Source organism: Pandoraea sp. NPDC090278, assembly GCF_044772185.1.
Lineage (GTDB): Bacteria > Pseudomonadota > Gammaproteobacteria > Burkholderiales > Burkholderiaceae > Pandoraea.
In genome coordinates this window covers 1,101,669-1,120,546 of record NZ_JBIVYJ010000001.1, presented here as the reverse complement: position 1 = coordinate 1,120,546, position 18,878 = coordinate 1,101,669, and the positions used below count along the sequence as shown (strand labels likewise).

At 59.9% G+C, this 18,878-nt stretch carries 17 protein-coding genes and 1 pseudogene; 7 read left to right on the top strand and 11 right to left on the bottom strand.

The genetic code is table 11. The features are described from left to right. Positions 1 to 8: 8 nt before the first annotated feature. Complete coding sequence (locus tag ACIQWO_RS04825) at positions 9 to 425, bottom strand: hypothetical protein (protein ID WP_402819869.1); 417 nt, start codon at positions 423 to 425, stop codon at positions 9 to 11. Between the two features lie 27 nt (positions 426 to 452). After that, complete coding sequence (locus tag ACIQWO_RS04820; RefSeq protein WP_402819866.1) at positions 453 to 1,103, bottom strand: hypothetical protein; 651 nt, start codon at positions 1,101 to 1,103, stop codon at positions 453 to 455. Between the two features lie 359 nt (positions 1,104 to 1,462). On the opposite strand from ACIQWO_RS04820, the gene ACIQWO_RS04815 reads away from it, so the two are divergent. Continuing rightward, on the top strand, positions 1,463 to 1,657 hold the full coding sequence (locus ACIQWO_RS04815; RefSeq protein WP_402819863.1) for a YqaE/Pmp3 family membrane protein: 195 nt from the start codon (positions 1,463 to 1,465) through the stop codon (positions 1,655 to 1,657). An 80-nt stretch (positions 1,658 to 1,737) separates the two neighbouring features. Beyond that, positions 1,738 to 2,346, top strand: coding sequence for a hypothetical protein (locus ACIQWO_RS04810; protein WP_402819860.1), 609 nt, complete (start codon positions 1,738 to 1,740; stop codon positions 2,344 to 2,346). Between the two features lie 270 nt (positions 2,347 to 2,616). Here the strand turns inward: ACIQWO_RS04810 and ACIQWO_RS04805 are convergent, their stop codons facing one another. Next, positions 2,617 to 3,339: an SGNH/GDSL hydrolase family protein gene (locus tag ACIQWO_RS04805; RefSeq protein WP_402819857.1), complete on the bottom strand. Its 723-nt coding sequence runs from the start codon at positions 3,337 to 3,339 to the stop codon at positions 2,617 to 2,619. Positions 3,340 to 4,095: 756 nt separating this feature from the next. Between ACIQWO_RS04805 and ACIQWO_RS04800 the strand changes: the two genes are divergently transcribed. After that, the gene (locus ACIQWO_RS04800) at positions 4,096 to 6,054 is read left to right on the top strand and encodes a TonB-dependent receptor (RefSeq protein ID WP_402819854.1); all 1,959 of its coding nucleotides are present in this window, start codon (positions 4,096 to 4,098) and stop codon (positions 6,052 to 6,054) included. 1 nt (position 6,055) lies between these two features. On the opposite strand, the gene ACIQWO_RS04795 is transcribed toward ACIQWO_RS04800, so the two are convergent. After that, positions 6,056 to 6,412, bottom strand: coding sequence for a helix-turn-helix transcriptional regulator (locus ACIQWO_RS04795; RefSeq protein WP_402819851.1), 357 nt, complete (start codon positions 6,410 to 6,412; stop codon positions 6,056 to 6,058). 457 nt (positions 6,413 to 6,869) lie between these two features. Further along, positions 6,870 to 7,244, bottom strand: a complete 375-nt coding sequence (locus tag ACIQWO_RS04790) for a hypothetical protein (protein ID WP_402819848.1) — start codon at positions 7,242 to 7,244, stop codon at positions 6,870 to 6,872. 81 nt (positions 7,245 to 7,325) lie between these two features. Here ACIQWO_RS04790 and ACIQWO_RS04785 point away from each other — a divergent pair, with 81 nt between their 5' ends. Further along, the gene (locus ACIQWO_RS04785) at positions 7,326 to 8,141 is read left to right on the top strand and encodes an SDR family NAD(P)-dependent oxidoreductase (RefSeq protein WP_402819845.1); all 816 of its coding nucleotides are present in this window, start codon (positions 7,326 to 7,328) and stop codon (positions 8,139 to 8,141) included. Positions 8,142 to 8,232: 91 nt separating this feature from the next. Next, positions 8,233 to 8,892, top strand: coding sequence for a TetR/AcrR family transcriptional regulator C-terminal domain-containing protein (locus ACIQWO_RS04780; protein ID WP_402819842.1), 660 nt, complete (start codon positions 8,233 to 8,235; stop codon positions 8,890 to 8,892). A 461-nt stretch (positions 8,893 to 9,353) separates the two neighbouring features. Here the strand turns inward: ACIQWO_RS04780 and ACIQWO_RS04775 are convergent, their stop codons facing one another. The 5 genes from ACIQWO_RS04775 to ACIQWO_RS04755 are packed head-to-tail and all read right to left on the bottom strand — an operon-like array spanning position 9,354 to position 14,177. After that, positions 9,354 to 10,367 (bottom strand): proline racemase family protein, encoded by a 1,014-nt coding sequence (locus tag ACIQWO_RS04775; protein ID WP_402819839.1) that lies wholly within the window; start codon positions 10,365 to 10,367, stop codon positions 9,354 to 9,356. Positions 10,368 to 10,397: 30 nt separating this feature from the next. Next, a complete protein-coding gene (locus tag ACIQWO_RS04770; RefSeq protein WP_402819836.1) occupies positions 10,398 to 11,186 on the bottom strand; it encodes an ABC transporter permease in 789 nt (262 codons plus the stop codon). Further along, positions 11,183 to 12,073, bottom strand: coding sequence for an ABC transporter permease (locus ACIQWO_RS04765; RefSeq protein WP_402819833.1), 891 nt, complete (start codon positions 12,071 to 12,073; stop codon positions 11,183 to 11,185). The genes ACIQWO_RS04770 and ACIQWO_RS04765 overlap by 4 nt, the downstream gene beginning before the upstream one ends. Then, positions 12,070 to 13,140 (bottom strand): ABC transporter ATP-binding protein, encoded by a 1,071-nt coding sequence (locus ACIQWO_RS04760; protein ID WP_402819830.1) that lies wholly within the window; start codon positions 13,138 to 13,140, stop codon positions 12,070 to 12,072. Before ACIQWO_RS04760 ends, ACIQWO_RS04765 begins: the two co-directional genes overlap by 4 nt. Before the next feature lie 14 nt (positions 13,141 to 13,154). After that, positions 13,155 to 14,177 (bottom strand): ABC transporter substrate-binding protein, encoded by a 1,023-nt coding sequence (locus tag ACIQWO_RS04755; RefSeq protein WP_402819827.1) that lies wholly within the window; start codon positions 14,175 to 14,177, stop codon positions 13,155 to 13,157. Positions 14,178 to 14,306: 129 nt separating this feature from the next. Here ACIQWO_RS04755 and ACIQWO_RS04750 point away from each other — a divergent pair, with 129 nt between their 5' ends. After that, positions 14,307 to 15,467 carry a GlxA family transcriptional regulator gene (locus ACIQWO_RS04750; protein ID WP_402819824.1) on the top strand — a complete coding sequence of 387 codons (1,161 nt, stop codon included), beginning with the start codon at positions 14,307 to 14,309 and terminating at the stop codon, positions 15,465 to 15,467. Between the two features lie 90 nt (positions 15,468 to 15,557). On the opposite strand, the gene ACIQWO_RS04745 is transcribed toward ACIQWO_RS04750, so the two are convergent. Next, positions 15,558 to 17,438 carry a hypothetical protein gene (locus ACIQWO_RS04745; RefSeq protein ID WP_402819821.1) on the bottom strand — a complete coding sequence of 627 codons (1,881 nt, stop codon included), beginning with the start codon at positions 17,436 to 17,438 and terminating at the stop codon, positions 15,558 to 15,560. A gap of 302 nt (positions 17,439 to 17,740) precedes the next feature. On the opposite strand from ACIQWO_RS04745, the pseudogene ACIQWO_RS04740 reads away from it, so the two are divergent. Next, positions 17,741 to 18,823, top strand: a pseudogene (locus tag ACIQWO_RS04740) (ESPR-type extended signal peptide-containing protein); the annotation flags it as partial. Positions 18,824 to 18,878: the final 55 nt, after the last annotated feature.

The following is an 18,878-nucleotide window of genomic DNA, read 5'->3' as shown; positions in this document are numbered from 1 at the left end:
ATCACGCATCATTCAAAGCTTAGTCGCGCGTCCTTCAGCACATCGACATCTCCCCATTTGAACGAGCAGACCCGAGCGACTTCTACGCCGATCATTTTCCCGCCGAAGGGCTTCTTTTCACTCACAGGTACGCAACCGCCGGTGATACGAACAACCGTCCCGGCAGCGCGGCTGGCCGAAGCCGGAAATTCAATGGCGGCCTCTTCCGGGACACGGTGGGTCAGGACAATGTCTTCAACATAATCGTCGGGAAGCGTGAACAGAACGTTCTTGTCTACGACGAGCGTGTAGTAATCGTGCGAGAACTTACCTGAATTCACGCAGATATTGGTGCTATGACCGTTGAGGTCCTGCGTCTCGCACTTGACCGAGGCCATTGCGGGGGCGGCGACACAGCACAGAAGCATGAGCAAATGTTTGCGCATCGAAAATCTCTGAAAGATAAGGGGGGATTAGTGCTCCGCATCCGGTCCGGTCTTGACCGCTTCCACCACCTTGCTGGGGGTGCACTTGGGTGCGCGACTTGCAACGACGGGAATGTCATGACCGCGGGCATCGATTTCGCGGATTTCGATCCAGCATCCCCCGCCACCGCCTTCTTCGAATGCCTCATAGTCCTTGCCGGGTTGCGGCGTGAACCGGGTGGGGGGAGGTGTGCACCTCTGGGCCTGCCTTGAGTCGCTGTAGCGGATGGACCGATTGTCACTGAGAAACACGATTGTGGGCGCGTCTGCCGGGACGACATACTCCATGATGTAGTCCTTGAACTTGAGTCCATCGGCACGCATCCAGGTTCGAGGGCTCTCCGGCATGCCGATCAGCACGCTCGTCGACGAATACTTGTACGCGGTAAAGAAACCGGGACCTTGTCCGAGAACCGTCTTCCCGTCGTCCTCGTATGCGGGGCGGTAGCAAGCTTGCCCGAGACGCAATGCTACGCGCCCTCCGGCATTGGAGCCCTGTACCCGAAGCCGCGCCGATGTGGCCGGATCATATGTGGGGTTTTGCGTGAGGATATGGCGAGTCGGTTCGAGTGCCGAACATGCGCTAAGAATGCTCGCTGATGCTGACAGCGTGACAATGCGTCTGATCGATTTATTCATGTAGCGTGGCTTGATGTAGTTGTCGATTCTTGAGCCGTATATCGGAGTCCACAGTATTGATACGTCAGAATCCGGTAGTCTTAACCATTCAATGGTAAATAGATATCGGCAAGCGACGACATTGTCTTTAACTATTCCTGAAGAAACAAGTCTGCTATCAGCCCCCCCCCCAGAAGATCTGTACGTTGCAAACTAGGGGACAGCATCTCGAAGTAGATATTCGTGAAGACGTTAAGAAATTGCGTATATGCTGACGGATTGTGAGGGGTACGAACCAGATCGTTTCGATCTCAGCCTAAGGACCTACCCAGCATGACCGTGCCGACCGGACGTCGGCGAATTTCCTAATGAGGATGGACATGCGTTTGCTGCTTGCTTTGATTCTTCCCTGGCTGCAATTTTTCACGATCGGACGACCGATTGCCGGGATCATCTGCTTGCTGCTTCAACTTACCGTAATCGGGTGGATTCCAGCCGCGATCTGGTCGGTGTACGCGTTGAGCCAGTACAAGACCGACAAGAAGATCGAGCGAGCGCTCTCGAATCGCGGCTGACCGATGCTTGCGAGTCTGGCCTACAACGCGGTTGTGCGTCTGCTTGGCGGAGTCTCGTACACCTGCGTGGAGTGAGTGAAATGAGCTTTGAGGTGCTCGCCTACCTAGGGCGATATCAACTGGATCTTGATCGACGTGTGCTGAATCGACTTGCGGAGCACGGATACAAAATCGAGCTTCCTCCGGGCCGTAGTCTGCGTTCGACTTCGGACGATGGCGGTATTTGGCTGGCAGTATGCGACACGCCGCCAGACATTCCAAGAATAGAGCGCCATTCCGCGTTCCAGGTTGGTTTCGGTTACGCGTTTTCCGCCCGGACCGCCAACGATTTGGCATTTGCACCGCGAGGGCTCCGAAAGTTCGAACACGTTGTGTATTCACGCACCAGTGCGGGTGCATCAACAGGCGCCCGCTGTCTGCAACACCTGATGTTGGCAGCCATGGCGGCGGAGTCGAGCGGCCACTGCATGGTCGATAGCGACGAGGCGGCCTTAACCGGCATCGCTGCTTTTGAGAGGGCACACGGGGAGATCAAAGCGACTCATGGTTTGCTGGATCTGAATACTCCGCGCTTTCGGGGGTGGTCCGCTGACGGGGGACCAGTGGACGCTACAGACATCATTCGTCCGCCGGAAATGCCTGAGTTTCAGTCTCCGACACTGAAAAGAAAATGGTGGCAGTTCTGGTGACCGGCTTCCAAGGGCGGACATCGTCGCAGCGGTGAATTTCTAATTGGCGAGGCCGAGCTTGGTCCACGCCGCCCAGCCATTCACGATTTCATCGAGACCACGCTCGAAGAAGCTGAGCATGAGATCGACTATAAAAAACCGGAGGGAGACATCGGCTTGCTCGATGGTTTCTTGAAGCGTGTGGTGCTGAGGTGAGCGCAGCGCAGCTCAGTGGATGCGATGGCCGCTACCATGGAAGCTTTTGCAGAGATTTCGTTCGCAACGTCCTTGTTACGACGGCATCAGCGATTGAATCTTGCCGACGACGTATTCAACCCATTGGCGGTACTGTCCGGGGCCGGGATGATACTTGTCCCGCGCCATGTCCTGCGGTTTCGCCGCCCATGCCAGCGATACGTAACGGGCTGCGGGATCTTTTTCGATCCAATCGATCAGGAGCGCGTCAAGGCGCTTCGCGTAACGGCCGAGGTACCAGCGCAGCGGATGGGGAGCCGCAGGCAGAATGTGCAGCGGCGGCAGCCCGGTCACCACCAATCCGGCAGCCCCGGTGCGCTTGCGCAGCGTGTCCACCAGCGCAATGTAATCAGCAAGGAATTGTGACGGTTTGCGTTGCGACGTCACATCGTTCGTCCCCAGCGCCGTCACCAGATAATCGGCGCGCGGCAATTCGCGATTGGCCAGCATCGCCAGGGCTTCACTCGTGTTCATTCCGGATTTCGCCACCAATTGCCACGCCACGCGTCGCCCCGTACGGGCGGCTAACAGCTTGGCGACCGGCTGGGCGAGTGCATCGGCTTGCGCGTCGACACCAACCCCGGCGGCGGACGAATCGCCCACCACGAGGATACGCAACGGTTCCCCCGAATGAAGCGGGTCTCCCTCGACACCTTCGCGCGGCCCCGCAGCCTCGGGCAGACGCAGAGCAGTACGCCTCAGCCATCGGGCCTGCGCCAGGAGAATCGGACCAAGCGTGATCTTGTACAGGTTCAGCATCAAACAGTGTGGTGAGAAACCGGGACGCCGATCTTAACCGATCTCCCATGTTTTCACGGTGCACACTATGTCGTTGCGCGACTGAAGCAAAGTATGTCACGTCACATCAACGCTAAGTAATTGAATTGATTTGCAAAACCTCACCCGTCAGCCCGTCAATCATCGCAGTCTCTGACGATGTCACCTACGCGCTCAATCGAACGTCCCTGAAATGCAATCTACGGCACGTACCCCACGGGTGAGCAACCCTAGTCACTTGTCTCACGAATCGCTGGGCTTGAAATTCTCTACTTAACTTGTCCAAGTTTTCACGCACATCTCCGCGGGGCAACATTTGATGCAAATGAGCGCCACGTGCCTACTTAACGGCCGCAGGCACGTGTTCGGCCATGAAGTCGACAAACGCTCGAATCTTGAATGGGGCGCGGATATCTAACCATTCCAAGTTTTGCTGATTTCTGGTTTTTTGGCGCATACGCACAATACGATGGCTGGCTCGATCTATCGGTGCCGACCTCGGTAGTTTTAGATTCCCTATTCCGAAAATGGAAATGAGAGTCATTTATGTTTGTGCGAAAGACGCTGGATAGCGAATCGATTCGACGCACGCCTGTCGCGAGTGCGTTGGCTTTAGTGGTATGGGCGTTGGCGTGTGCTTCGGCACGATCTGCGCCCCCGGATTCGCCACCGACCGTGCCGGCCCCGCACGGCAGCGATTCAGTAGGTGTCGGTAGCGCGGCGTTACCCGAAATCACTGTGACGGCACGCAAGTCGAAAGAAGCACTGCGCGATGTGCCGGTCAGCGCCACCGTGCTCGATGAGGCGGACATCAAAGAAGCGCCCTTGGATCCACAGGTCGCCATTACGCAAAAGTCGCCCAATGTCGTGTGGAACAACTTCGGTGCGACGCAAGGCTTCTACGCGATACGGGGGATCAGTTCGCTAGGGGCACCGGTGAACAACTGGGACGGCACCGTCGGCTTCTCCGTCGACGGCGTGCCAACCAGCATGTTGGGACTCTCGACCGCGCTGGTCGACATCGATCGCGTAGAAGTGCTGCGCGGGCCGCAAGGTACGCTCTGGGGCGCCAATGCGTTGGGCGGGGCAATTAACGTAACGACCCATCAACCCGATGGCGAGCGCGATTTTCACGTTTCCACGGAAGTGGGTTCACACGGCTACGCGACAACCGAGGCGGTCGCGGGCGGTAATCTCGTGCCCGATACTCTGGACGCGCGCGTCGCCGTCAAGCTCAGCAACTACGACGGCGATATCAACAGTCTGCACACCGATACGCTCGGGCAACGTGGCGTCGAGGCGTTTCGCGGTGGCTTGCGCTGGCGAGGCGGCGCTACGACGGCGACGCTGACGGCCAACTATTCCCGGGATCAAAGCAATGCGCCGTTCTTCCTGCTGGGCGGGGGCGCGAACTTTCCCACCAGCGGGGCGTTGACGGCCCCCGAGCAGACGACATTCCGTTCGGGTGTCACGCTCAATCTGGAGCACCGCTTCGATGACGCCGTACTGACGTCGTTGACCGGTTTTCAGAACAATCGTGTCAACTCGTATGTGGACTCCACCGACACGCTTGTCTACGGCCGACTCGGCATCCCCGCCGCGTTTTTGGTGAGTCTGCCGGGCATCACGAACGACAGCGAGAAGATCTACAGCCAAGAGGTTCGTCTGAATTCGCGAGACGGGGCCACCGTGCGGTGGGTCGCCGGGGTGAGTGCCGTCTACTCCGATGCGCGTCGCCAATGGACGAGCGCAAGTAATCCCGCGAACGAGGGGCGTCAACGCACCACCAATCTCGGCCTGTTCGGTGACGCGACGGTCCCACTGTCATCGCGTTGGTCGTGGTCGCTGGGGGCTCGTGTCAACTACGACAATACCGACGTCGATGTGCACAACGAGGCAGGGGCACCGGGGACCTCAGGCAGTAACCACACGTCGCAGGCCTATCCGACCGGACGTACGGCGCTTAGCTTCGCGTGGACGCCAAAAATCACAAGCTATGCCGCTGTTAGCCGTGGCCACGCGTCGCGTGTGTATTCCCTTTACGGCGTGCCGGTGGGTGGCCAGCTTGCCGATGCGTATCCCGCCGCCACGGACTGGACTTACGAGTTCGGCACGAAGCTGGCGCTGCTCGACAATCGTCTGCAAATCGATGCGAGCGTATTTCACAACGACGTGAAGAATGGTGTTCTCACTTATCTCGACCCGGTGTCGGCGCGCTTTCTCACGACTTACCAGAACTACCAGACGCGAGGTTTCGAGATGCAGGGCAAGGCGTTGCTCACGCGTGGTCTCGTGGTGACGGCAGGCCTCGGGTACACGCACGCCGTGCTGACGGCCGATGGATTTGCGAGCAACCGCGTGCCGAACATTCCCAGTTGGACGGCCAACGTCGGGGTCCGGTATGCGCTCCCAGAGAACTTGCTTCCCGTGCCCGGCCGCTTTTCCGTATCCGCCGACTATCGCTACGTCAGCTCACGCGTGGTCGACGTCGACAATTCGTTTGCGCTGCGCCCGTACGGGTTGGTCAACGTGGCGCTCGGCTGGTCGCATCCGGCTGGATGGCTCGACATTTCGGTGTTCGCGAGAAACCTCACCGACAAGCGATATGAGACCTATGGCGCGAGCTTCAACGGCGTGCCGGTGGTGTCGGTCGGGCAAGGGCGAGTGATTGGCGTTGGCGCGACGGCTTACTTCTGACCTACGCCTGATCGACTGTGTCGGTAGCACAACACTGTCCCGCGCGCATACCGAAGCGCGCGGGACTCTCGCCGAGCGCTTTCCTGAACATCGATATGAAGGCGCTCGCATGCGTATAACCGAGTTGATCCGCGATGTCGGCCACGCGTCGGCCTGCCGACAAATGCTGCAACGCGAGCGAGGCTCGCATTGCGCGCAACCATTCACCGAACGACAAGCCTGTCTCCAGGCGAAAGCGCCTGGCCAGATGCCGATCGCTGATGCCGAACTCCCGGCCCCATTGCGTAAGCGAGCGCCTTTCCGACGGTCTGGCCAGACAAGCTTGCGCCAGGCGCTGGAGACGCCGGTCGGTCGGCATCGGTATCGGTGCCTGAAACCGAGCGCAAGTGAGTAGCTCGTCAAGCAGAACACGGGCGAAGCGCCTACGAACGGCATCGTCGCCCCGCAGGTCGCGCGCGCTTTTTTCCGGTAGCGACAGAATCATTTCACGCAGCAGTTTGTGCGCAACAAGCAACCTGCATGCGTCACCCGTCCATGGGACTTCAGACGCATTCATGGTCAGGCACGCGACGGATGTCTCATCCCCGTATTGCAGACAGTGAGACACGTGCGGCGCAATCCACAGCGCCGCGCATGGCGGCACCACGTAAGCCCGTTGTGCGACACGCATGATGACCGGGGAATGCACTGGCATCAGCACTTGCGCGTGATCGTGCATATGCGGCACGCAATGTTGTGCGATAGACGGGGACGCGATGATGCATCGCATCCCCGTGTCGCACTCGCGCTCGGGTTTGGTGGCGTAGCAGCCAGTCTCAATGCCCTGACAGCAAGCGTCGCGCCGCATCGTCGATTTCCGTCTGAAGTGCGATGCGCACCGGGAAGCCGAAGGCTTTGGCGAGGGCGTGTACCGCCGGGCCGAGCAGACGCATGAACGATGCATCGTCGGCCACGAGAATCGCACCGGCGCACCACGCCTTCAATTCGGACCGGTTGCGCTTGAGCCAGAGGGCGAAGCGCCGCTTTTCATCGCCCGGCGGCGCGTCGTCGTGCTCGGTGGGCGACTGCCGTGAAATCAGCACAAATCGCTCCTGTCTGGTGAGCAGCGCATCGAGTCCACTCTCCCAATTCATGTCGTATGGCTGCCGGGAAAGGTGGACAAAGGGGAACTGCGAAGTATCGATCTGCATGGGCATTTTCTCGTTGACAACTAACACTGTTAGATTAACACTAACGCTGTTAGGTTGGTCAATTACTTGAGGATGAGTGCCATGTCAGAGAAGGTATGGTTTATCACTGGGGCGTCACGCGGATTCGGACGTGTTTGGGCAGAGGCGGCGTTGCGGCGTGGGGACAAAGTGGCGGCGACCGCCCGGTCGCTGGCCGATATAGAGGATCTGGGAATTTATGGCGACGCGGTCCTTCTGTTGCCGCTGGACGTCACGGACGGCGACGCCGTGTTTGAGACGATTCAGCGGGCGCACGCCCATTTCGGCCGGCTCGACGTGATCGTCAATAACGCTGGATACGGTCTGTTCGGCATGCTCGAAGAGACCACGGAGGCGCAGGCGCGTGCGCAGATGGAGACGAATTTCTTCGGCGCGCTCTGGGTGATTCAGGCGGCGTTGCCGATCTTGCGCGCGCAGGGGCACGGCCACATTCTCGCCGTGTCGAGTTTCGCGGGCGTGGTGACGTTTCCCAGTGCGGCAGTCTATGTCGCTTCCAAATGGGCGCTGGATGGCCTATGCGACGCGCTCTCGAAGGAGGTGGCCGGGTTCGGCATCAAGGTCACGCTTATTGAGCCCGGCGGGTACGACACCGATTGGCGCGGCAGTTCTGCCCAGCATGTCGCGAAGCTCGACGCCTATGCTGACCTGCGTGCGCAACTCGGGGCGGCAATGAGTGGGCGTAAGCTGGGGGATCCCAACGCAACGGCGAACGCGATTCTCGCGGTCGTCGATGCCAAAGAGCCGCCGCTTCGGTTGTTATTGGGCGCTGGCACCGTGGAGATCGCCGCGCGCACTTGCGAGGAGCGCATCGGTGTCTGGAAGCAATGGGCCGACGTGTCGACGGCAGCGCAGGGGTAACTCGTTTATGCGGCGCAAGGGGAGGGAGCCGCCTATCGGTTGTCTGCCGCGCGATGTTAAGCTAACGCCGTTAGTTTTTATGAGAATCACAATGGCGATTCAACGAGACGACGTTGTCAAGACGGCGTTAGCTTTACTCGATGGCGACGGCATGGAAGGTGTGACGTTGCGCAAGGTCGCGCAGGCGCTTGATATTCAGGCGCCCTCGCTTTACTGGCATTTCGCGAACAAGCAGGCGCTGCTCGATGCTATGGCGGATGCGATGTTGGCAGATGTCGCACGCAATCTCTCACCTGACTTGGATTGGCGTGTCGCGCTGAAAACAACCGCCCTTGATATCCGCCGTGCACTCAGCGCGCACCGCGATGGCGCACGCGTGTTCGCGGGGACCTACGAGACGACCGAGAACGTATTGCGTACCGGCGAGGCGATGATCACAGCGGTTGTGCGCGCAGGTGCGGACATCGAATTGGCGACGACATCGGCGTTCAGCGTGCTTTATTACGTGGTCGGTTTCGTTATCGAAGCGCAAGCGTTCGAGGCCGAAGCCGCCAGCGAGAATGCAAAGGAAAGTGTGGCGCGCAAAACGGCGTTTCTCGAGGCGGCTAAGTATGCTTATCCGCTCAGTTGGCAAGCCCGTCGACATTTGTTTACGCCCAATTTCGACAGGCGGTTCGCAGTGGGGATTGAGCTATTGCTTGACGGGATTTGGCAAAAACTGGCCGCAACCAAATCCGTGTCCGGTTACTAACGGGCGCCCGAACAACCGAAGTGCGGGGCACACATGGGTTTTCGAAGAACCGCACACACCCATCATTTAACATAATGTACATTATGCGATCTATGCTACCAATCTTGGGTGTTGCGTTATCGCTGCTCCCCACTAGAGAAACGAGTAACACTTGTGTGGTCTGCCATGTCGCTGGTTCATCTGGCAGAGTCGACACGAATTTCTAAACTTCGTTAGCTCGAAGCGTTTTACACACACGCACACCGTCTGCCTGGCCAAGGCGCGTTATCGCGGCAAGACTATGCTGTGCTTGCTGAGACCCTCGAGTCCTGGTTCAAATCGATTCGAAATCGAGCGGCTGGTACTCGCTCAGGTGAGCGCCGCTGGATCTCGGTGTCCACGTAACCGGCAGCAGCCCAAATCGCTTTGGGGGGGGCGGACGAACCCCATTCCTAATACGCCCCCTACCCCCCGCGGGGTTTTTACCGCACCAGGAATCCCGCCCCGACCGGATCGTTGCGATCGATCACCCAGCGCGCGGTGCCCAGTACGCTGGCGGTGCCTTTCACCGTCGGTCGCACGGCACGCACGCCGTTCAGGTCGACTTCACCCAGCAGACACCCTTCAAACGTGCCACTGCCAAGCAGGCCTTCCGTCAGAATCGGCTGGTGCATTTTCAACTTTCCACGCGCTTCGAACATGGCCATCATTGCGCTGGTGCCCGTGCCGCCCGGCGAGCGATCGAGCTGTCCCGCGCTGAACACGTGCACGTTCTTGTAGAACGCGCCTTCAATCGTCGGGGAATGCCAGAACGTCACGTAGTTCAGATTGTTGACGTGTGCCTGCGTCGGATGCTGGATGCGCATTTTCGCGTTGATCTGGTCACGTACGAGCAAGCCCAGACGCGACAGCTCGGTGCCGTTCTCCGGCGAAATCCGCAAGTTGCACGGGGTCAGATCGACAATGCCGAAATAGTTGCCGCCCCAGACGATATCGGCCTTGAGCTCGCCATAACCCGGCAGGTGGACCGGCACGTCCTGCGCAGCGACATAGGCCGGCACGTTCTCGAAGCGCGTCCACAGCACCTCGTTGCCCTCGGTGGCGACTTCCGCCACGACGAGCCCGGCCGTGGTTTCAAAACGAATACGCGTGATGCCATTGGGGCCGCGCGGCACGAAGCCGTGAGCGACCATAGCCATCGCCACCGCAATTGTGCCGTGGCCGCACATGTGCGAATACTCGGTGCCGTCGATGTAGATCAGCCCGGCATCGAATTCCGTGCTCGACGGCGGTGTGAGGAACACGCCGAACATGTCGCGATGGCCGCGCGGTTCACGCATGAGCGCCAGACGCAACCAGTCATAGTTCGCTTCGAGAAAGGCGCGCTTCTGCAGAATGGTGGACCCGGCCGGATAAGGGATGCCGCTGTGAATGATGCAAAGCGGCTCACCTTCGGTGTGGGTGTAGATGACGTCGAACGCGTCTTGCTTACGCATAACGATTGCTCCAGAAAGGTCGGTAGGGAGTTAGCTGCGGTCCGACAACATGTCGAGACCAACGGTGAGATCCAGAATCACGATCGCCACGACAGCTACAAGGATCGTCGCGCCGGACACCGCGGCGATCGTCGGGTCGATCGTGTACTGCACGTAATTGAACAACTTGACCGGAATGGTGTTGAGGTCCGCCGTCGTGTTGAAGATCGACAGTTCGACGTTGATCCACGACGAGATGAACGCGAAGATCGATCCCGTCACGATGCCCGGCCGAATGCGCGGCAGGATGACCAGAAAGAAAGTCGTCCACGGATTCGCACCCAGATCGCTGGACGCCTCTTCCAGCGCGCGCTGCTCCGGGGTCATCATCGAGAGCACTGAGCGCAGCACAAAGGGCGCCACGATAATCGTGTGGCCGATCAGCAGCGACAGGAAGCTTCGCGTCAGACCGAAGTACCCGCCGAATTGCAGCAGCGCAGCGCCAAGCACGATATGCGGCAGCGTGAGGGGTGCCATCAGGATCGCGCTCAGCACCCCCTTGCCGCGAAATTCGTAGCGGGCCAGCACCAGCGATGCGGGTACCGTGAGCAAGAGCGACAACACCGTAGCGGCCAACGCCAACATCGTGCTGGTGGAAAATGCCGCCAGGTAGCTCTGGTCGTGCAGCATCTGCTGGTACCAGCGCAAGGTCAGGCCCTGCGGCGGAAACGCCAGAAATTCGGTGCTGGTCAGCGAGCTGCCGAGAATCACGATGAGCGGCAACATCAGGTACGCCAAGACGGACCACGCCACGATGCGAACGCTGAGACGAGCGATCATCGGACACCTCCGCGCACCGCGCCAACGCGGCCGGCCAACGCCACCATGACCAGCGTGAACACGAGCAAAACGATGCTGAGCGCCCCCCCGTAATGGACGTCGAACGTCGAGCTGTATTGCTGGAAGATCAGCATCGACAGTACGGTGACTCGACCGCCCGACAACAGCGCCGGTGTGACATACGCCGAGACCGCCAGCGTGAAGACCATGATGGCACCGGCCATGATCCCGGGCAGCGTCAAAGGCAGCGTCACGTGAATGAAGGTTTCGAAGGGCTTCGCGCCGAGGTCGGCGGAGGCTTGTTCGAGCGACGCATCCACACGGGCCAGCGAATTGCCGACGGCAAGCACGACGAACGGCAACAGCACGTACACCATGCCGATGAGAATCCCGGTTTCCGTCCCGAGAAAACGAATGGGACGTTCGATCTGCCCCGTCGCCAGCAACGCTTCGTTCACCAGGCCGTTGCGCCCGAGCAGCACCATCCAGCCGAACGAGCGCACGATATTGCTGGTGAGCATCGGCACCACAAGCAGGATCACGCATGCGCGCCGCCACGGCTGCCAGCGGACGATTCGCACGAGATACCACGCGAGCGGATAACCGAGCAGCACGCAAAACACCGTCGTCAGACAAGCGATGCGAAATGTGACGAGCGTGACTTCCCAGTGGTAATGGTCGGCCAAGATCCTCGCGTAGTTGCCAACCGTGAGCGCGAGAAGCCCAGTGCCGTGACCGTCGGTGAAACTCGCGAGCAGCACGACAGCTAGCGGCACAAGAAAGAACGCCGCGAAGAACAGCAACGGCAGTCCGATCATCCACACCGGCGCCAGCTTCCATGGGCGTGCGCCCTCGCCGCGAGCCGGCAGCGCCAGGACCGGGTTCATGCCGCTTCCCCGATCAGATGTACGTCCGCCGGATCGAAGCCCAGATCCACGGCCTTGCCGGTGCGCAACGTCGCTGCAATGCCGCTCGTGGTGCGCACCACGATGCGGTGTGCGCCAACGTCGGCATAAACGAGCGCATGGCTGCCGATATCGACGACATCGGCCAACGCACCACGCATTCGACAAGTCGCGGCTTCATGCGCGGCATTTCCGGATTCAAAGACCACGTGCAATTGCTCCGGACGCAGCACGGCAACGCCACGTGCAGGCACGCTGGATGGCACAGGCCACCGCGCCGGGGACACCATATCGAGATGCAGTTCGCCGTTGCGCACGTCGAACGCGATCATGTTGGCGTCGCCGATGAACTCTGTGACGAAGCGCGTCGATGGCCGACGGTAGATTTCGATACCGGTGCCGACTTGCTCGATGCTCCCCGCATTCATGACCACGATGCGGTCCGCCATCGTCATGGCCTCTTCCTGATCGTGGGTTACGAAAACAAAAGCGATGCCAAGACGCTCCTGTAAGTGTTTCAGTTCGAGTTGCATGCGTTTACGCAACTTCATGTCGAGCGCCGAAAGCGGCTCGTCGAGCAACAGCAACTTCGGGCGATTGACGATGGCACGCGCCAGCGCGACACGTTGTTGTTGCCCGCCGGACAGCTCGCGGGGATAGCGCTCGCCGAATGACTCCAGCCCGACCATCGACAGTGCCTCTTTCGAGCGCGCTGCGGCCTCCTCGCGGGATGCGCCCTGACGACGTGGTCCGTAAGCGACGTTCTCCAGCACCCGCATGTGGGGGAAGAGCGCGTATTGCTGGAACACGGTGTTCAACGGGCGACGATGGGGTGGCAGTTGTGTGACGTCCATACCGTCGATGGCGATGCGCCCGCTGTCTGGCGTCTGGAAGCCGGCAATGGCGCGCAGCAGCGTCGTCTTGCCGCAGCCACTCGGGCCGAGCAGCGCGATGAACTCGCCCTGCCGCACGTCGAGACTGATGCGGTCAAGCGCCTGATAGCTACCGAAGCGCTTGGATACCGACTGGAGAGATAGCAATGCTGTCATGGCGCAATCCGTCCTTACTTCTTCGCAGACACCTGACGATTCCAGGCCGACGTGATCTCGGCGCGACGCGCGTTGATCATGCTCCAGTCGAACAACTTCAGGTCATCGACCGATCCGTTCGCGCCCCACGGCAGTTTGCGGGCAACGTCAGGCGACACCTTCACGCCGGCGACGGCAGGGCCGAGGTACAGCTTCGAGGCAAGGCACGATGCCGCCTCCGGGGTGAGCGCCGTGTTGATGAATTTCTCCGCGGCGGCCTTGTTGCGCGAGCCCTTGACCAGATGCAGACGCGCATCGGTCGCCCACACGCCCTCCTTCGGCACCACGAAGGCAATCGGCACGCCCTTGTCGATCAGGTCCCAGGCGCCGACGTTGAAGTGCGCACCGATGATGGCTTCGCCGCTCTGAAAGGCGTTGGTCGCAGCGCCCGAGCTGTCGTAGAAAAGCGAGGCATCGAGCGAGGCCAGTTTGGTGTATACCGGGCCGAGATTCGACGGGTCCACGCCCCAAACATGTGCGAGGAAGACGACGAACGGAACGCCCGCCGAGTTCGACGGCGACGGCACGGTGACCGCGCCCGCATACTCGGGCTTCCACAGGTCCTTCCAGCTCGTGGGCGGCGTTTTTACCGATTTGGTGCTGTAGGTCAGCCCCAGCGAGTAGTAGCCTGAACTCACCGCGTATGTGGTGTTGCCGTTTCGGTAGATACCCTTGGCGTTGACGTTCTTCAGATTGGGAATACCCGCCGGATCGAGGTTGTCGACGACGCCTGCATCGAACGCCATCTCGCTGATGCCACCGTCAAGCCAGGCCACGTCGATGGTTGGGGAATTCTTTTGCTGTTGCAGTTTGGCAAGCGTCGTGGTGGACGTGCCGATCTCGGGCGTGACGGCGATACCGGTTGCCTTGGTGAACGGCTCGGCGACACACGCCTTGAAGGCATCGCCCCAATTACCGCCATACATGGCGACCGTAATGCGCGAAGACTGCGCGGTCGCCCCGAAAGAAAGCAAAGACGCGGTTGTCGCAATCGCCATGGCGATTGCCGACTTCCGGACAGTGTTGCCGCTGCAGACGTTCATGTCATCCCCCGAGGAAGGTGTAGCCAATCATTCCGAGTCGTTCAAGCATGACAGGTATCGTAGCGAGCAAGGGTTCTCGCCAACTTGCAAGCTGCGGTCGAAAACTTGTATAAACGCGACATGCAAAGCCGTCATCCAAACGGCAAGACGACAGGACGGGAAACGGCAAAAACCATCAAGCGCGATACATTGGGCCCCAATTTACTTGTGGCCGATATTTCAGCACTTGACGACGGCATTTGCGGCGCGGCGCATGGCGCTGCCGATGCCGTCGCGAAGCCCAAACTCTCAATCGGTCTGGTCTTGCTTCACCAATTCACGCTGGCCGCGTTCGCGGGCCTCGTCGATGTGCTGCGCTTGGCCACCGATCATGGCGGACGCAGTCGCCAGATCGAGGTGCACTGGCGTGTGATGAGCATGGACGGCTTGCCGCGCCAGTCGAGCGCCGGCATTACGCTCAACGTCGAAGGGCCGATAGCGGACGATCCCTCCTGCTTCGACTACATCGCCGTGTGTGGAGGCAACGATTATCCGAATACCTTTCTGCCGCATCAGTTGGGCGATTGGCTACGGCGCGCGAGTGCTCAACGTGTGCGCATGCTCGGGATTTGTACCGGTACGTTCACGCTGGCGCAGGCGGGGCTCGTGGGGACTCGCACGGTCTGTGTGCATTGGAACGTGCTGGATGCGTTTCGCTCCCAGTTCGCGCAGACCCGGGCCGTTGTCGATCATCTTTTCGTTGACGAAGGCGATCTGATCACCTGCGCGGGATCGACGGCCGCGATTGATCTGGGGCTTTATCTCGTGGCCCGCCATTGCGGTCAGGCCAAGGCGCACCAGGTGGTGCGCCACATGATGCTGCAGGGCATCCGGCCGGCGAAACTGCCGCAGGCGCATTTCTATGCGGATCTGTCGCACATTGTGGATATCCGGGTGCGGCAGGCCGCGCACTTTATCGAGCAGCGGATCGACAATCCACCGACGCTCGACGCCATCGCGCGTTACGTGAACGTTGGGCGGCGGCAACTTGAGCGGGCGTTCCACGAAGCGCTCGGCGTTTCGCCGATGTCGTTTCTTCGCAGCATGCGGCTCGATTACGGGCGATGGCAGTTGCGTCACGACACGCGCAGTATCACGGACATTGCGCTCGAATGCGGCTTCTCCGACGGCGCCCATTTCTCTCGGGATTTTCGTGCACGCTTCGGGGTGTCGCCGCGCGAGTTCCGGCAGGAATCGCATGCTTGAGCGCCGGGGTGTTACCCCCCAATAACTTCAAATAGTTGCGCATCGCAACACACAGACTTGGCACCAAGTTTGCGCGTTAGTCGTACCCGTTCACAGCACGGGTTTGCGCCCGCCGTGGAGACTCAGCATCCATAAGCGCCACAACTCGAGGACCAACGTTGTACCGATATAAAGCATGACGGCCAAGACCGCCACGTCCTCGGGTGGGCGGACTTTCGAGGCACCGACGATCATGGAACCGGGTATGGACCACATCACGAAGATGAATATCCAATGCGTCAGATAACCCGTGAAGAACAGACTGAGTTGCACATTGACAAACGCACACCAGAGCCAGAAACCGATGAGCAGCCAGATTGGCATTCCGCCATCCGTCGCAGGACTTAACTTCCACCCCGCAATGCCTACCCCGAGGGCGGATACCAACGTCCAGAACTGCGCCGGTTGGTATACATCACGCATCCATTCACGCAACACAGGCTGAATCCGCAGCGTCCCGAACGAGAGCACGGCGCAGTTAAGAAATCCCATTCGGTCCAGATCGCCGGTCAGGCCGAACCACGTCAGGCTCGTCGCCAGCATGTAGAACGGCATCGCTTCCAGTAGCGTCGGCAGATTCCGCAAGATGAACGGAAGGTTCACCAATATTGCCCAAGCCGCACCAGCCAGAGACAACGCGGTCGCAACGTGCGTCATACCAGTCCCGGCCCCCGCGATTGCAACTGCCCCAGCCAGCGACGACACTCCGTACCAACCGTAGGTCACTAGTTTCCGATGCCCTAGCCTTGCCTCCCACTCGCCAGAGAAATTCCGAACGACTCCGGCCACCTCGGGCCCCAACAGATAAACGCCAGCAAGCGTGAGCCCGCAGATGGCCACGATAGAACCCAAACCGCCAACGACCAAGAGCAACCCAATGGCTTCATGGTCGCGGAAAAAGGCTAGCGCGAGACTGTTTCGATCGCGGGAGACAACTAGAGCGCCGACAGCCATCACGGCGACAAGGAGCGTTGCGATGCAGGCGATGTTCCCTTGCGTGACCCGTGGGCGAAGCACCGCTTTACGCCACGCATTGAGCAACTCGGGATCGAACACCCTGTCGCTTAACGAGCTTAGCTCGCCGTCCAGACGCTTGAGCGTGTTGCGCATGTCTTCGAGCAAATCGGACGCGATGGGCTTCCACAGTGCCGCCGGCCATTTGCCATCGAGAAGCACTGACGTAGCGGGCGAGCCACGGCGACCGCTGACGAACCAGGCAAGCTGAAGGTCGGCGGACACACGCCAAAGTGCTTCATGCGCCAGTTGAGAACCGAATCGACTCGCGGCTCGAATGTCGTGGTCCCACTCGTATACCTCGGCCAGCGCCAGACGTATCGTCGGCAACCCATCCGGCAGGGCTGTGTAGCGAAGCGCACAATATTCGAACGCATCTGCAAGTTCGAGACTCACGAACGTCGCCGACATTCGCATCGTCGTCAGCGAATCGATAATTCGCGGATCGCTGCCTGAAGCCAGTTCTCCCATCGATTCAACCCGGTATTCGTCGATATCCTCCGGCAGATTCTCCAGCCAAGCATCGAATGCCTTCGATGCCTGCAAACCGATATCGACCGAGCCGCCAGTTTCCTGCCCTGCTGCCGCCCTGCCCCGCGCTAGCCGTTCATCAGCGGCCATTCGAGATGCCATTTCGGCCTCGGCACTTCCATCGGTCGTCGGATCGGCAACCAGGGGCTGCTCTGCATGCTCAGCCTGAGCAGACGCAGTTGATACAAAATGCGACGCTTCCGTCTCACTCGCCCACGCCATAGCCGACTCGTAGGCCGTGCGGAGGCGCTGAAATGCCTCGGGATCGTCCTCCGGACGCGTTTTCTTTAGCAGAGCGGCATAGGTCCGTCGAATCTGCGTAACGTCGTCCGTCTGCGCAATCTGCAACACCTGCCACCACTCTGAGAAGGCGATTGGTCGATTCATGTCGTTAAAGGGTGTCGACCAGAAGTGCAGCGAGCTTCTTGATCCATTCTATTTTTAGATTCTTCGGACTGCAGACTTGCATGAGTATGCCATAGCGGTATTGAAAGCCATGGCAAGCCCAGACCATTCAAGTGCTACCAGCACGCGCTTGCAACGCTTGATGTAGCACATTTGCGCTACAGCCAACCGAGGCCCGGATCCCTACAATTTGGCCCACTGCGGCCAGCACACCGACGGTCTGGTGACTCGCCGTGCAGTTCTGAACAGATAAGTCACGAGAAGCCGATCAAGGCCATAGAACAATGAACCACGCATACCGTGTCGTCTGGAATGCCAGTCAGGGGATCTGGCAAGCGGTCTCGGAACTCGCTCGTGCCTCGGGGGGCAAGAGCGGCCGAAGCGGCAAAGCTGCCCGCCGGGCCCACGTCCTGCTTAGCGCCCTGCTCCCGTTGGGTATTGCCCTACCCGCCTGGGCGCAGTCGGTCACCATCACAGGGGACGTTCAAAACGACTGGATCGGATCGGCTGGCCCCGGCTCAGTCACTGTCGATGGTATTGGCGCATCGTGGGGATTGCCCAGTAGTTACATCGAAGTCGGTCAGTCTGCCAACGGCGCCCTCACTATCAGGAATGGCGGCTCTGTCACCAGCTATTTCGGCTTCATCGGATATCTTGGCACCGGTATCGCGACCGTGGACGGCGCAGGGTCAACCTGGACAAATAGCAGTTCTCTCTTTGTTGGCGCTAACGGCAACGGCACCCTGAACATTACGAATGGCGGCTCTGTCACCAGTGGAAATGCCAATATCGGCGCCTATGCAAACGGCCCCGGCACTGTAACGGTCGATGGTGCCGGATCATCCTGGTCGACGTCCGGTGGCGAACTTCATGTTGGCCAGAACGCCCAAGGCATCCTGAACATCACGAATGGCGGTCATGTCTCCAGCGGGTCGGGCGTTATCGGACTCAACCCAGCGGGCACCGGCATCAGCACGGTGACGGTCGACGGCACAGGGTCCACCTGGACGACGAACAACACGAACCTCCTGGTTGGCCAGACATCCGCCGCCATCCTGAACATCCAGAATGGCGGATCGGTCTCCAGTGGAACTGGCTATATCGGATTGAACGGTGCCGGCACGGTGACCGTTGATGGCACGGCATCCTCCTGGACGACAAGCAACAACAGTCTCTATGTTGGCTACGCTGACTCCGGCACCCTGAACATCACGAATGGTGGCGCTGTCTCCGACAAGGATGGCTACATCGGAAATTCCAGCCCAGGCACTGTGACGGTCGACGGTGCAGGATCCTCCTTGACGAACAGCCGCTATCTCTTTGTTGGCTCAACTTCCTCCGGTAGTCTGAGCATCACTGGCGGTGGCACTGTCTACAGCGGCGCGGGCCAGATTGGAACCGATCCGGCCGCCCCCGGGCACC

Coding starts and splice junctions, on each gene's coding strand:
- ACIQWO_RS04825 (WP_402819869.1), bottom strand. CDS start 425: ATGCGCAAACATTTGCTCATGCTTCTGTGCTGTGTCGCCGCCCCCGCA.
- ACIQWO_RS04820 (WP_402819866.1), bottom strand. CDS start 1,103: ATGAATAAATCGATCAGACGCATTGTCACGCTGTCAGCATCAGCGAGC.
- ACIQWO_RS04815 (WP_402819863.1), top strand. CDS start 1,463: ATGCGTTTGCTGCTTGCTTTGATTCTTCCCTGGCTGCAATTTTTCACG.
- ACIQWO_RS04810 (WP_402819860.1), top strand. CDS start 1,738: ATGAGCTTTGAGGTGCTCGCCTACCTAGGGCGATATCAACTGGATCTT.
- ACIQWO_RS04805 (WP_402819857.1), bottom strand. CDS start 3,339: ATGCTGAACCTGTACAAGATCACGCTTGGTCCGATTCTCCTGGCGCAG.
- ACIQWO_RS04795 (WP_402819851.1), bottom strand. CDS start 6,412: ATGCCGACCGACCGGCGTCTCCAGCGCCTGGCGCAAGCTTGTCTGGCC.
- ACIQWO_RS04790 (WP_402819848.1), bottom strand. CDS start 7,244: ATGCAGATCGATACTTCGCAGTTCCCCTTTGTCCACCTTTCCCGGCAG.
- ACIQWO_RS04785 (WP_402819845.1), top strand. CDS start 7,326: ATGTCAGAGAAGGTATGGTTTATCACTGGGGCGTCACGCGGATTCGGA.
- ACIQWO_RS04780 (WP_402819842.1), top strand. CDS start 8,233: ATGGCGATTCAACGAGACGACGTTGTCAAGACGGCGTTAGCTTTACTC.
- ACIQWO_RS04775 (WP_402819839.1), bottom strand. CDS start 10,367: ATGCGTAAGCAAGACGCGTTCGACGTCATCTACACCCACACCGAAGGT.
- ACIQWO_RS04770 (WP_402819836.1), bottom strand. CDS start 11,186: ATGATCGCTCGTCTCAGCGTTCGCATCGTGGCGTGGTCCGTCTTGGCG.
- ACIQWO_RS04765 (WP_402819833.1), bottom strand. CDS start 12,073: ATGAACCCGGTCCTGGCGCTGCCGGCTCGCGGCGAGGGCGCACGCCCA.
- ACIQWO_RS04760 (WP_402819830.1), bottom strand. CDS start 13,140: ATGACAGCATTGCTATCTCTCCAGTCGGTATCCAAGCGCTTCGGTAGC.
- ACIQWO_RS04755 (WP_402819827.1), bottom strand. CDS start 14,177: ATGGCGATTGCGACAACCGCGTCTTTGCTTTCTTTCGGGGCGACCGCG.
- ACIQWO_RS04745 (WP_402819821.1), bottom strand. CDS start 17,438: ATGAATCGACCAATCGCCTTCTCAGAGTGGTGGCAGGTGTTGCAGATT.